We start from the raw sequence: 13,206 nt of genomic DNA, 5'->3' as shown, positions 1-13,206 counted from the left end.
CGGACGGCGAGATCGAGACGGCGACCGAGGCTTATCGGACATCCACGCCTTCGATCTTCAAAAGCCGCTCGACGGCAAATTCCGCGAAGGCGCGGACGGCCGGGCGCATGAACTTGACCGAGGGATAGGCCAGGAACATCTCGGTCGGACGGACCTCATACTCCGGCAAGATGCGCACCAGACGGCCGCTCGCCAGATCCTCGGCAATGAGCAGATGCTGGACGGGACCTGCCGCATGACCGTCCAGCAATGTCCTCTCGATCACTTGCGCATCGATCGTCCTGAGGATCGACCAGACATCCACCTCCATTTGGGTGCCGTCCCGGAGCAGGGCCATGCGATTCTGCGGGGTGAGGGAGCGGGGCGTCGTGATCAACGGCACTTGCGACAGCCGGTCGAGGGAGTCGATCGGGCCATGCTTTGCGAGATAGGCCGGGCTTGCGACGAGGATCCGCAGGACGAGGCCCAGCCGGCGAATGATCACGTCCTGCGCCTCCGGACGACCATAGACCAGAGCGAGATCGAAGTTCTCGAACACGAGGTCGACCGTCCGGCTTTCGAGAACGAGGTCGATGGCGACACTCGGATGCTCCCGCTGGAAGGCCATGACGATCGAATGGAAGTGCTTGGCGCCGATGCAGGACGGGGCGTGGACGCGGATCGTCCCCTCGATGCGGCCGGAATCGGCCTGCAAGCCCTCGACCGCCGCGTCGATCGAGGCGAGGGCCGAACGGCTCGCATCATACAGCGCCTGCCCCTCCGCCGTTGGACGAACGCTCCGCGCGGATCGTTCGAGAAGGCGTGCCTGAACGCGGTGTTCGAGATTGGCGATGTGCTTGGACACGGCCGGCTGGGATAGCGACAGGTCGCGGGCCGCTGCCGTGAGCGAGCCGCGCTCCACCGTCCGGGCAAAGGCGCGAAGGGCAGCGGTCAAGTCCATCTTGTCATTCCAAACGGCTATCGGTGGCATTCATCCATAGCTGTTGTTTATGCGCGCTCGAACTGTTGTTCTCAAGTCGTCATTGAGAGGTGTTTGGGAATGGATCGACGGTTCTTTCTGCTCGGGGCGCCGCTGGCGCTCGCGGCCTGCGCGACGACGGCGCAAGAGCCAACCGCCGTGATGTCCTATGTGCCGCCCGAACGGACGATCGATCCCGCCTATTCCATCCTGTACGCAGCGCTGGACGGCGAGCCTTTCCCCGTGCCGGCGATCGACCTGACGCGGATCGTCGATCCGAAGTTCTTGCGGCGGGAGGTCGATTTCGCGACCGGCGAGCCGCCGGGCACGGTGGTGGTGGATCCGAACGAGCGCTTCGCCTGGTACGTGCTCGGCAACGGCCGGGCAATGCGCTACGGGGTCGGGGTTGGCAAGGTCGAGGCCTTCAACTTCCAGGGCGAGGCCACGATCGCCTGGAAGGCGAAATGGCCGAAATGGACGCCGACGGCGGACATGATCGCCCGCGACCCGCAACGCTACGGCCCGCTCCGGAACGGCCTGCCCGGTGGACCCGGAAATCCGCTCGGTCCCCGCGCCCTCTACCTGCACCGCGACGGTCGCGACACCCTCTACCGCCTGCATGGAACGGTGGAGCCATGGACGATCGGCACGAAGGTTTCGTCCGGCTGCATACGGCTTCTGAACCAGGACATCATCGACCTGTACGACCGGGTTCGGGACGGCAGCAAGGCGATGGTCCTGCCGGTCCGCAGCGAGGCCTTGGCCTGACGCTCCAGGAGGCGTGGATGCAAGATCTGGAACGCAACAAGGCGACGGTTGTCGCCTTCTACCACCTGATGTTCGACGAGGGCCGACCCGCCGAAGCGGTCGCGCGCCATGTCGGTGCGGATTACGTCCAGCACAATCCGCTCGTCGCCACGGGCAATGATGCCTTCATCGGATATTTCGAGCAGATGGCACGGGAGTGGCCCGGCAAGCGCGTCGAGATCAAGCGGATCATCGCCGAGGGTGCGTATGTCGTCCTTCACTGCCTACAGCACTGGCCCGGGGACCAAGACTATGCCGGGATCGATATCTTCCGGCTGGATGACAGGGGAAAAATCGTCGAGCACTGGGATGTGCTGCAGGTCGTTCCGCCCCACGCGGAGAATTCGAACGGCATTGTCTAAGCCGCGCGACCATCAAAGCCAGGACGATCGCCATGACCGACACCATGACGGCCATCGTTTTGAGCCGTTTCGCCCCGGCGGCTCCGGGGAAAGGTTGCGATCGACGTGGCCGGACAGACGGTCATGATCCCCTGAGGGATCGTCGTCGTCGACGTCGACGTCGGCGTGGAGTGGAATGGGCGTCGCCATGGCAAACCTCCGTTCGCCACCGTGACCCGGATCAGGACTGACCTGGCGATCCCATGCGCGATGCGATGGTCGCCGTCGATCCGCGTTCGACGATCGGACCATCGATCTTGAGAAGGTGCGGCCGGTGCGGTTTCGTCCCCCGCGACAGGCGGATCAGGGATTCGACGGCCCTGCGGCCCATTTCGTAATTCGGTAGGACGACCGTCGACAAGGGCGGATTGGTGTAGCGGCTGAGTTCTTCGTCGTCGTAACCGAGGATCGAGACGTCTCCCGGCACGCTGAGACTCAGTTGGGTTGCGGCCGCGAGCGCGCCCGCCGCCATCTTGTCGTTGGCGCAGAAAATCGCCGTTGGCCGGTTGGGGAGAGACAAAAGGTCCAGAGCGTGCTGGTAGCCGGTCAAGGGCAGCCAGTCTCCGTCGCGCACGAGGCTCTCGTCGAACGGCAGGTCGCTTGTCGCCAAGCCCTGCCGATACCCCTTCAGGCGGTCAGCCGCCGCGTCCATCCAGGGTTCCCCGTTGATGAAGCCGATCCGACGGTGTCCCAAGCCGGTGAGGTGGGTCGTCGCCGTGAAGCCCCCGACGACCTCCGCCGGCAAGATCGAGGACAGAGACCTTTCTTCGTCGTAGCAGTTGAGAAGAATGGACGGCAGGCTGTGAAGCGCCGGCGGCGGCGTGATCCGACGCGTGAAGATCGTGGAATAGATGATGCCGAGCACGGACGCGTCGTTCACGATCGCCGCGAGCGTCGTCGCTTCCAGGGCGGGATCGGACCGGGTCACGTGCGCGCTGACCAGGAACCCCTGTTCCCAGCCCGCATCGCGCGCGCCGTCGAGATTGACGACCGGATGGGGGCTGGTCGAGATCTCGTCGACCAGATAGGCGATCGTCCGGCGCTCCAGACGGCGGTGACGCAGGCGGCGCTGGCCGGGGAGTTCGTAGCCAAGAGTTCGAGCCGCCTCCTCGACGCGCAGGCGCGTGCCTTCAGCGATCCGTGCCCCCTCCATGCCGTTGAGCACCATCGAGACGCTGGATTGCGAGACGCCGGCGAGTCGACCGACATCGATCATCGTCGGCCGTCGGGGAGACGTGGCGCTTTTGCCGGCAGGCGGGGAGGGCGTTGTCTTGGTCATCTCCGGCTGCGCGCGCTCCCCGATCCCGTGGCCATCCACCTCTCCCGACCATCCTGCCAGACCCGCCACGGGATCGTCGCATGTTGCGGTGCAAATAAAGTTATCGTTGACAGATAATAATATTATCAATCTGATTAGCAAACGGTCTCGACATGAATCTCGCGACTCATCCTGGGGAGGAAAACCGATGCTCAAACTGACGCGCCGCACTATACTCATGGCATCCGCGGCGCTTGCCGCCGCGCTGCCCCTGGCCCTCGGGCCGATCTCCGCCAGTGCCCAGGAACTGCCCAAGCTGGAGAAGAAGGAAAGCTACAAGGTCGGCTTCGCGCAGACCGAGAGCAACAATCCCTGGCGCATCGCCCAGACGCAGTCGATGCAGGACGAGGCCAAGAAGCTCGGCCATCAGCTCGTCTACACCGACGCCGCGGGCTCTGCCGCCAAGCAGGTCGCCGACGTCAACTCGATGATCGCGCAGGGCGTCGACCTCATCTTTCTCGCTCCGCGCGAGGAAAAGCCGCTGATCCCGGCCGTGCGCGCCGCCGCCAAGGCCGGCATTCCCGTGATCCTGCTCGACCGCAACGTCGATCAGGCGCTCGCCAAGGCCGGCAAGGACTACGTGACCTTCATCGGCTCGGACTTCGTCGACGAGGGCAAGCGGGTCGCCGAGTTCCTCCTCAAGGAGAAGCCGGACGGCGCCAAGATCATCGAACTCGAGGGCACGACGGGTTCCTCGCCCGCCAACGATCGCAAGAAGGGCTTCGACGACGCGATCGCCGGCAAGGCCGGGTTCGAGGTCGTCGCATCGCAGTCCGGTGATTTCGCCCGCGACAAGGGGCGGCAGGTCGCCGAGTCCCTGCTCCAGGCCCATCCCGATGCGAATGTCGTCTACGCGCACAACGACGAGATGGCCATGGGCGCGATCGCGGCGATCGAGGCGGCCGGCAAGGTGCCCGGCAAGGACATCATGGTTCTCTCGATCGATGGCGGCAAGGAAGCCGTGCAGGCCGTCGTCGACGGCAAGATCGCGGCCGTCGTCGAGTGCAATCCGCGCTTCGGCCCGAAGGCGTTCGAGACGCTGAAGCGCTATGCCGACGGCGAGACGATCGAGGCCTGGGTGAAGAACGTCGACGCGTTCTACGACAAGACCAACGCCGCGGCCGAAGTCGCCAACGCCTATTGATCCAAAGCTCGAACGGACGAACCACCCGGCCGACAGGCCGGGTGGCGGCCTTTCCGTGGGAGAGACGCGTCATGCCGCTTGTTTCCATGCGCGACGTCCAGAAGTCCTTCTCCGGCGTGCCGGCGCTCGTCGGCGCCTCGCTGGAGATCGGGGAGGGCGAGGTCATGGCGCTGATCGGACAGAACGGTGCCGGCAAGTCGACGCTGATCAAGATCCTCACCGGCGCCTATCGTCGCGACGGCGGGTCGATCGCCTTCGCGGGACGGGCCGTCGATTTCGCCAGTCCGGGCGCCGCGCAGGCCGCCGGCATCGCGACCATCTACCAGGAGATCAATCTGGTGGCGCAGCGCAGCGTCGCGGAGAACATCTTCCTCGGACGGGAAAAGACCCGCTTCGGCCTGATCGACCGCCGCGCCATGGCGCGCGAGGCGGAAGAACTGCTCTCGCGCTTCGGCCTGGCCATCGACGTGTCCGCGCCGCTCGGTCGCTTCAATGCGGCGACGCGGCAGATGGTGGCGATCGCCCGCGCCCTGTCGATGCGCGCCCGTCTCGTCATCATGGACGAGTCGACCTCCTCGCTCGACGAGCGCGAGGTGGAAACGCTGTTCGCCACCATCCGGACGCTCGCCGCCGACGGCGTCGCCGTGCTTTTCGTCAGCCACCGCATGGATGAACTCTATGCCGTCTGCGACCGTGTCACGGTCATGCGCGACGGGCAGACCGTGGGCCTCCACCGCATGGCCGACATCGCCAAGATCGACCTCGTGACCGCCATGCTCGGCCGGACGCTCGCCGCCGCCGAGAAGCGTCTCGGCACCGCCGGCGCGAAGGCCGCATCGGGACCGCTGATCGAGGCACGTGGCCTCGTGGCCGGGCGTCGCCTGAATGGCGCCAGCGTTTCGGTCGGCAGCGGCGAGGTCGTGGCGCTGGCCGGACTGCTCGGTTCCGGACGTACGGAAACCGCCCGCATCGTCTTCGGCGCCGACCGGCCGGATGCCGGCACGCTGGTGCTCGACGGCCGGGACCGTGTCTTCGCCGGCCCGGCCGACGCCATCGCCGAGGGCTTTGGATTCTGCACCGAGGACCGCAAGATCGAAGGCATCGTGCCGGACATGAGCGTTGCGGAAAACCTGACGCTGGCGCTGATGCCGCGTCTGGCCAAGGCGGGGCTGATCAACGAGGCGGCGCAGCGCAAGGTGGTCGACCACTTCATCCAACGGCTCGGCATCAAGCTCGCCTCGCCCGATCAGAAGATCAAGGAATTGTCCGGCGGCAATCAGCAGAAGGTCCTTCTGGCACGCTGGCTGGCGATGAACCCGCGCCTTCTGATCGTCGACGAGCCGACGCGCGGCATCGACGTCGGCGCCAAGGCCGAGATCTTGACCCTCCTGCGGGAACTCGCCGCCCAAGGCCTCGGCGTCCTGATGATCTCCTCGGAGATCGAGGAGGTGCTGAGCCTGGCCGACCGCGTCACCGTGCTCGGCGACGGGCGGACGGTCGCCCAACTCGACGGCGCCGGCATTTCGGAAAGCGCCATCCTCTCGGCCATGGCCGCCGAGGCGCCGCGCCTGCCCGGAGGGCTTGCCTGACATGGCCGACAACCTGACCGCCGGCAGCGCCGCACCGTCTCTCGTCCGCCGGCAGGGAATGGGTGGCGCCGAATTCCTTCGACGCTACGGCGTCGTGGTGGCCCTGCTGGCCCTGCTCGCCTTCAACGCCGCCTTCACACCGAACTTCCTGTCCTGGCAGACGGTCAACGTGAACCTGACACAGGCCTGCGCCATCGTGATCGTCGCCGTCGGCATGACGCTGGTCGTCGCCTCCGGCGGCATCGATCTCTCCGTCGGATCGCTGATGGCGATCTCCGGGGCGCTCGCCCCGCTGGTCTTCACCGGAGCGCTGTTTCCGCTGCCGAGCCACGGCGTCGGCATCGCGCTCGCCTTCGTGCTTCCGGTGGCTGTGGCCGCGCTGCTCGGCCTGTTCAACGGCTGGCTGGTGACGCGCTTCTCGATCCAGCCGATCGTGGCGACGCTGGTCCTGTTCATCGCCGGACGCGGCATCGCGCAGGTCGTGACCAACGGCAATCTTCAGGTCTTCCGAGAGCCGGGCTTCCAGGCGATCGGTCTCGGCCGGGTGGCCGGCGTTCCGGTGCAGGTCGTGCTCATGGTCCTGATCGTCGCCGTCGCCGCCTTCGTGCTGACGCGGACGCTCTACGGACGCCAGCTCCTCGCCGTCGGCGGCAATGCCCGCGCGGCCCACCTTTCCGGCATCAACGTCCGGCGGGTCCGGTGCCTCGCCTATGTCGCCAGCGGCGCGCTCGCCGGCCTCGCCGGCCTCGTCGTCATCGCCCGCAACGGTGCCAGCGACGCCAATCTCGTCGGTCTCGGCATGGAACTCGATGCCATCGCGGCCGTGGCGGTGGGCGGCACGCTGCTCAGCGGCGGCCGGGCCTCGATGATCGGAACGCTGCTCGGGGCCTTGGTGATCCAGCTCGTTCGCTACACGCTTCTCGCCAACGGCGTGCCGGATGCGGCCGCGCTCGTCGTGAAGGCCGTCCTCATCATCGCCGCGGTGTGGATCCAGCAGCGCTCGCTCGGAAAGGCCGGCTGATGACGCTCGCTCCCGCTCCCTCGAAACGCTTCGCCTTCGGCTCGCCGCAGGACATCGCCAAGGTCGGCGTGGTCGTCACGCTGGTCCTCCTCGTCCTGTTCGGCTGGGCGCGCTACGACAACTTCCTCTCTCCGTTCAACATCCTGAGCTTCCTTCGCTACAATGCGATGTTCGGCCTGATCGCGCTCGGCATGTGCTTTGTGATCGTCACCGGCGGCATCGACCTTTCGGTCGGGGCGGTGGCCGCCTTGTCGAGCGTGGTCGCGGCCCTCGCTTCGCCCTACGGGCTCGCGGCCGGGGTCGCGGCGGGAACCGCCACCGGCCTCGTCGCCGGCCTGCTGAATGGTCTCATCATCACGCGCCTCTCCATCGCGCCCTTCATCGCGACGCTCGCCACCATGCTCGCCGCCTACGGCTCGGCGCTGCTTCTCGCCGACAACCAGTCCGTTTCCGCTTCCTACGACACCGCCTTCACCGAATTCGGCCAGGGCGACCTCCTTGGCCTGCCCGTCCCGGCCCTGGTGATGATGGCAGCCTATCTCGTCGGCTGGCTCGTGCTGGAACGCACGCGGTCCGGCCGCCGCGTTCTGGCGGTCGGCGGCGGCGAGGATGCCTCGCGCCTCATGGGGCTCGATGTCGATCGGCTGAAGCTCGGCGTCTATCTCGCCTCGGGCGCGCTGGCGGGTCTTGCCGGCGTCGTCCTCGCCGCCCAGTTCGGCGCCGGCCAACCGACGGAAGGCGTCGGCTGGGAACTGTTCGCCATCGCCTCGGTCGTCGTCGGCGGCACGCTGCTGACCGGCGGTTCCGGCTCCGTCGGGGCGACTCTGGCCGGCGCCATGCTGCTCGCGCTTCTCTTCAACCTTCTCAACTTCGAAAACGGGAAGGGTTGGATCTCTCTGTCCGCCTACTGGCAGTCGGTGATCCGCGGGCTCTTTCCCCTCCTCTTCGTCCTCCTTCAGGCGAAGATCGCCAAGACCACGGACGATTTCTAGAAAGGAACGCCATGTCCGCTCTTCAGAAGACCCACGAACTGCCAAGCATCGACATCGCGCAAAGTGTGGAAACGCTCTACCGCGACGGCATCACCGGTCTCAAAGGCGCGTTCTCCCGCGAATGGACGGAGCAGATGCGCGAGGACATGATGGTCGCCTTCTGGGAGGCCATCCAGCGCCCCGGCGGAGCCGTGACGCGCGGCCCCCGGCGTTGGTATGTCGAACTGCACCCGGAAGCGATATCCGGCTTCACCGATCTCGTCACCCACCCCTGGGTCGCCGGCATGTGCGAGGCCGTCTGCGGGCCAAACTACGAGATCGTCGAGATCGGCTTCGACACGCCCTTCCAAGGCGCCAAGAACCAGCCGTGGCATCGCGACTTTCCCTCGCCCGAGGACTCCTGGAAAGAGAAGAGGATCACCTCCCTCGCGTTCAACCTCACCGGTGTCGACGTCACGCAGGACATGGGTCCGTTCGAATGCGCGCCGGGCACGCAATGGGACGACGGACGCGAATGGAAGCACGAGATGTTTCCCGACAAGTCGCTCTGGGATCGCTACACCGAGCGGGCAACGCGCAAATATCCGCAGATGGGCGACATCTCCTGCCGTTCGGCGCTGATGATGCACCGGGGCACCGCGCATCCTTCGCCCATCTCGCGTCCGGTCCTCGTTCTGGGCGTCGACGCGCCCGGCGCGGGCCACGCCGCGCTGCACGACATGATGGTGACGCGGGCCTTCCACGAAGGACTGCCTCAGTCGGTGCGCGACCATCTCGTCTGTCGTGTCGTCGACGACCTCATCCCGATCACCCAGAAGCACGATATCGAAGGCCTCGTCATGGGTTCGGAGTGACGAGACGCAGGCGGTCGGTTGGCATCCTGTCTCTCGCCGAACGACCCGGTCGGCCGCACGACGTGTGACGTGGTTCGGTGTGGCTGCGGATCGGCATCGGCGGCTTGAAGGGTCCATGTCCCGAACGCTGCCGTTCTGTGTCCGGGCCGGTCGCGAACGGCTTCGCCGGCGGGCAAAGCAAGGGCCGGCCCCCAGATCCGGAGGCCGGCCCCTTTGCTGTCCCGATGTGCGCCACCTCAGTCGAGAAGATCGGCAAGGCCGATCGGAAAGCGGCGGATTCGTTTGCCGGTCGCGTGCCAGATCGCGTTGGCGATGGCCCCGGCGGTGCCCGTGATGCCGATTTCACCGACGCCCTTGATGCCGAGCGCGTTCACGTGCGGATCGTCCTCGTGCACCATCAGTGCCTCCATCGACGGCACGTCGGCGTTCACCGGGATATGGTACTCGGCGAGATCGGCGTTGAGGATGCGGCCGGAGCGGCGATCGGTCATCGCCTGTTCGTGCAACGCGAACGACACGCCCCAGACCATCCCGCCGAGAAGTTGGCTCTCCACCAGTCTCGGATTGATCACGCGCCCGGCCGCGAAGGCCCCCACCAGGCGGCTGACGCGGATCTGGCCGAGGTCGGGATCGACCTTCACCTCGGCAAAGACCGCGCCATGGGCATGCATGGCATAGGCTTCCTGCGCGGCCGGGTCGCTGGCGCCCTTGCCTTCCGCTGTGACGAGGTCGAGGCCTGCACGATGCAGAATCTCGACGAAGCTCTCGCCGCGGCTCTCGTCGTCGCGCCGCAGCAATCGTCCCTCGATCGCGACGGTTCCCACATTGCCGGCGCCGAACAGCGGCGAGCGCTCGTCGGCGGTGGCGATCTCGGCGAGTTTGGCGATAACGTTGCCGCCGGCCGCATGCAGCGCCATGCCGGCTGTCGCGGTGTGGGCGGAACCGCCGGCGATTCCGGCATCGGGGAGGTCGGAGGTCCCGGAGCGGAACTCGACCTCGTCGATCCCGAGCCCGAGCGCGTCCGCCGCGATCTGCGCCAGCGCGGTCCACGCCCCTTGCCCCATGTCGTGTGCGCCGATCTCGACCAGCCCAGTTCCGTCCCGGTGGATCGTGGCGCGGGCGTTTGCCTGGAACATCAGAGCCGGAAACGTCGCCGTCCCGACGCCCGAACCGACGAGGAGCCCTGCTTCGTCACGGCGCAGGCGCGGCTCGATCGGGCGTCCCTCCCAGCCAAATCGCTCGGCACCCAGCCGGTAGCATTCCCGTAGGGACTTCGACGAGAACGGCTTGCCGGAGATCGGCTCGACATCGGCATGGTTCTTCAGCCGGAATGCGAGCGGATCCATGCGCACGGCCCAGGCTGCCTCGTCGATCGCGCTCTCCAGCGTGACCGATCCGGTCGCCTCGCCCGGTGCGCGCATGAAAAGCGGGGTGCCGGTGTCGAGCCGCACCGCCTCGTAGCTCGTGCGGATGGCGGGGCTGGCGTAGAGCGTGTGCGCCACGTCCGCCGCCGGCTCCAGGAAGTCGTCGAAGGTGCTGGAGGCCGTGCGCGTGTGGTTGCCGATGGCCCGCAGCGCCCCGTCCTCCGAAATGCCGAGGCTGATCGTCTGACGCGTCGGGGCGCGGTGACCCACGGGGCCGAACATCTGCTCGCGGCGCAGCACCAGCTTGACCGGGCGACCGAGCGCGCGCGCCGCGAGGATCCCGAGAATCTGCGGGCCGGCGGGAAAGCCCTTGGAGCCGAATCCGCCGCCGAGGAACGGGCTCTTGATGTGGATGTCGCCCGGCGCGATGCCGAAGAGGCCGGCGATGCGGTGCTGGGCCATCGCGAGCGCCTGCGTCGGCATGTCCAGCGAGAGCGTGTCGCCGTTCCAGCTGGCGACGACGCCGTGCGGTTCCATGGCGTTATGATACTGCGCGGGCGTCTCGTAGGTTTCCTTCAGGCGGTGCGCCGACGCGGCGAGTTCGCTGTCCAGGTTGCCGGTCTCGGCGAAGGCGGGCTTCCCCGCCCCGACCACGCCGGGGGAGAAGGTTGGCGCGCTGTCGAGGCCCGTGCGTGCCGGCTCGGCCACGTAGCGCGGCGCCAGAAGCGCCGCCCCCTCGGTTGCTGCCTCCAGCGTCTCGGCCACCACCAGCGCGACCGGCTGTCCGGGATAGCGAACGCCGGTGTTCTGAAGGAGGTCCATCCGGAACATGAAGGGGTTCGACTTCTCGTCCGGATCGGAAGCGAGCGGCGGACGGTTCGCCGGTGTCATCACCTCCACGACGCCGGGATGCGCCCGCGCGGCCGCCTCGTCGAGGAAGACGACCTCGCCGCGCGCGATCGTGCTGGTGGCCACGACCGCATAGAGCATGCCCGGCGGATGGTTGTCGGCCGCAAAGGTCGCCGCGCCCGTCACCTTCAGCATGCCCTCGCGCCGGGTGAGGGGCTGGCCGATGTTGGAGCCGTGCCGCCTGCGCGTTCCCGGCTCGTTCAAGCTCATGTCAGACATGGAGGGCACCTTTGGGCAGGGCGGCTGAGGGCGAGGCGAAAGGCGAGGCAGGCAAGGCCGGAAGACGCTCCGGCGTGCCGGCGGCCGCGAGCAGCAGCGCGCGCAGGACGATGCGTTCGGCCAGCACGATCTTGTAGGCGTTGTCGCCGGAGGGGGCGGCATCTTCGACGGCGGCCTTTGCCGCCCGTTTGAAGGCCTCGACGACGGGCGCCTCCCCAACGAGCACGGCTTCGGCCGCCGCGCAGTGCCAGGGGCGTGCCGCGACGCCGCCGAGCGCGATGCGCGCCGCGCGGATACGTCCGTTGTCGAACTCCAAGCCCACCGCCGCGGAAACGACGGCGAAGGCGTAGGACGTGCGCTCGCGGACCTTGAGGTAGCGCGAATGAGCGGCGAAGGCTGCGGCCTCCGGCGGCAACAGCACCGCGACGATCATCTCGCCCGGCTCGCAGAGGGTACGCCTCTGCGGCGTGTCGCCGGGCAGGCGGTGGAAATGCGTGAGCGGCATCTGTCGCCGGCCCGCAACGCCCTCCAGTTCCACGATCGCGCCGAGCGCGGCGAGGGGAACGCAGAAGTCCGACGGGTGTGTGGCGATGCACGCGCTGCTCCAGCCGAGCACCGCATGTCCTTGGTTCTCGCCCTCCAGGGCGTCGCAGCCGCTGCCGGGCTCGCGTCGGTTGCAGGCACTGGCCGTGTCGTAGAAATAGCGACAGCGGGTTTCCTGCATGAGGTTTCCGCCCACCGTCGCGGCATTGCGCAACTGTCCCGACGCCCCCGACAGGAGCGCCTCCGCGACCGCGGGAAACTGCGTGGCAAAGCGACGATCGTGCGCCAGATCCGCGTTGCGCACCAGCGCGCCGATGCGCAACGAACCGTCCGTCTGCCAGTCGATGCTGTCGAGGCCCGGCAGATGAGTGATATCGACGAGACGGCCGGGGCGGGCGATCCCGCCCTTCATCAGGTCGAGGAGGTTGGTGCCGCCCGCCAGAAACGCCGCGTCCGGCTCGGCGGCCGCGGCAACGGCCTCGGCGACACTCGCCGCTCGCACGTAGTCGAAGCTCCTCATGCCGGGTTCTCCTCGAATGCGTTCATCCGGTGCCCGGCGCTGAGCACTGCCTCGGTGATGCCGACATAGGCGGCGCAGCGGCAGAGATTGCCGCTCATGCCCTCGCGCACCCGTTCCGGATCGCCGCCGGTCTGGTTCTCGGCGATGAGGCCGACGGCGCTCATGATCTGGCCGGGCGTGCAGAAACCGCACTGGAAGCCGTCGTGCTCGATGAAGGCCGCCTGCACCGGATGCAGCGCGCCGTTTCGGGCCAGACCCTCGACGGTCGTGATCTCGGCGCCGTCGTAGCTCAGCGCCAGGGCGAGACAGGAGTTGATGCGCCGGCCATCCGCCAGGATCGTGCAGGCACCGCATTGCCCACGATCGCAGCCCTTCTTGGTTCCGGTCAGGTCCAGTCTCTCGCGCAGGAGATCGAGAAGCGTCACGCGGGGATCGTCGAGCTCGATCTGCCGCTCCTCTCCGTTGATCATCAATCGGATGGAATGGGTCATGCTTTCCCCCGTCTCCTGCTGTAAAAACCGGGACTGTCGCGGTCGTCCGCGACAGCCATCCGAAACGCGTCCGCAC

The 13,206-nt window shown here is 67.3% G+C and carries 12 protein-coding genes; 7 read left to right on the top strand and 5 right to left on the bottom strand.

Going from position 1 to position 13,206, the window contains the following annotated elements; genetic code table 11:
* Positions 1-31: 31 nt before the first annotated feature.
* A complete protein-coding gene (locus tag ASG43_RS19085) occupies positions 32-940 on the bottom strand; it encodes a LysR family transcriptional regulator (protein WP_056508299.1) in 909 nt (302 codons plus the stop codon).
* A gap of 93 nt (positions 941-1,033) precedes the next feature.
* On the opposite strand from ASG43_RS19085, the gene ASG43_RS19080 reads away from it, so the two are divergent.
* The gene (locus ASG43_RS19080) at positions 1,034-1,726 is read left to right on the top strand and encodes a L,D-transpeptidase (protein ID WP_056508298.1); all 693 of its coding nucleotides are present in this window, start codon (positions 1,034-1,036) and stop codon (positions 1,724-1,726) included.
* A gap of 17 nt (positions 1,727-1,743) precedes the next feature.
* Positions 1,744-2,127 carry a nuclear transport factor 2 family protein gene (locus ASG43_RS19075; RefSeq protein WP_056508296.1) on the top strand — a complete coding sequence of 128 codons (384 nt, stop codon included), beginning with the start codon at positions 1,744-1,746 and terminating at the stop codon, positions 2,125-2,127.
* A gap of 220 nt (positions 2,128-2,347) precedes the next feature.
* Here ASG43_RS19075 and ASG43_RS19070 read toward each other — a convergent pair whose 3' ends face one another.
* Positions 2,348-3,382, bottom strand: coding sequence for a LacI family DNA-binding transcriptional regulator (locus ASG43_RS19070; protein WP_056508294.1), 1,035 nt, complete (start codon positions 3,380-3,382; stop codon positions 2,348-2,350).
* Between the two features lie 250 nt (positions 3,383-3,632).
* On the opposite strand from ASG43_RS19070, the gene ASG43_RS19065 reads away from it, so the two are divergent.
* The 5 genes from ASG43_RS19065 to ASG43_RS19045 all read left to right on the top strand — a co-directional run bounded on the left by ASG43_RS19065 (position 3,633) and on the right by ASG43_RS19045 (position 9,084).
* Complete coding sequence (locus ASG43_RS19065) at positions 3,633-4,628, top strand: ABC transporter substrate-binding protein (protein ID WP_056508293.1); 996 nt, start codon at positions 3,633-3,635, stop codon at positions 4,626-4,628.
* Between the two features lie 71 nt (positions 4,629-4,699).
* Positions 4,700-6,217 (top strand): sugar ABC transporter ATP-binding protein, encoded by a 1,518-nt coding sequence (locus tag ASG43_RS19060; RefSeq protein WP_056508290.1) that lies wholly within the window; start codon positions 4,700-4,702, stop codon positions 6,215-6,217.
* Positions 6,218-6,275: 58 nt separating this feature from the next.
* Positions 6,276-7,238 carry an ABC transporter permease gene (locus ASG43_RS19055; protein ID WP_082491064.1) on the top strand — a complete coding sequence of 321 codons (963 nt, stop codon included), beginning with the start codon at positions 6,276-6,278 and terminating at the stop codon, positions 7,236-7,238.
* A complete protein-coding gene (locus ASG43_RS19050; RefSeq protein WP_056508287.1) occupies positions 7,238-8,230 on the top strand; it encodes an ABC transporter permease in 993 nt (330 codons plus the stop codon). Before ASG43_RS19055 ends, ASG43_RS19050 begins: the two co-directional genes overlap by 1 nt.
* 11 nt (positions 8,231-8,241) lie before the next feature.
* The gene (locus tag ASG43_RS19045; protein ID WP_056508285.1) at positions 8,242-9,084 is read left to right on the top strand and encodes a phytanoyl-CoA dioxygenase family protein; all 843 of its coding nucleotides are present in this window, start codon (positions 8,242-8,244) and stop codon (positions 9,082-9,084) included.
* Positions 9,085-9,320: 236 nt separating this feature from the next.
* On the opposite strand, the gene ASG43_RS19040 is transcribed toward ASG43_RS19045, so the two are convergent.
* Genes ASG43_RS19040 through ASG43_RS19030 form a run of 3 tightly spaced genes read right to left on the bottom strand, consistent with a single transcriptional unit; the run spans position 9,321 to position 13,130 of the window.
* Positions 9,321-11,576: a xanthine dehydrogenase family protein molybdopterin-binding subunit gene (locus ASG43_RS19040; protein ID WP_056508284.1), complete on the bottom strand. Its 2,256-nt coding sequence runs from the start codon at positions 11,574-11,576 to the stop codon at positions 9,321-9,323.
* Positions 11,569-12,639: a xanthine dehydrogenase family protein subunit M gene (locus tag ASG43_RS19035; protein WP_056508281.1), complete on the bottom strand. Its 1,071-nt coding sequence runs from the start codon at positions 12,637-12,639 to the stop codon at positions 11,569-11,571. Before ASG43_RS19035 ends, ASG43_RS19040 begins: the two co-directional genes overlap by 8 nt.
* Entirely contained in the window at positions 12,636-13,130 is a 495-nt protein-coding gene (locus tag ASG43_RS19030; protein WP_056508280.1) for a (2Fe-2S)-binding protein, read from the bottom strand. Before ASG43_RS19030 ends, ASG43_RS19035 begins: the two co-directional genes overlap by 4 nt.
* Positions 13,131-13,206: the final 76 nt, after the last annotated feature.

Source organism: Aureimonas sp. Leaf454 (assembly GCF_001424685.1).
In the GTDB taxonomy this organism is placed as follows: Bacteria; Pseudomonadota; Alphaproteobacteria; order Rhizobiales; family Rhizobiaceae; genus Plantimonas.
Note: the sequence above shows the minus strand (reverse complement) of the source record. Positions and strands in the feature narration are given on the sequence as shown.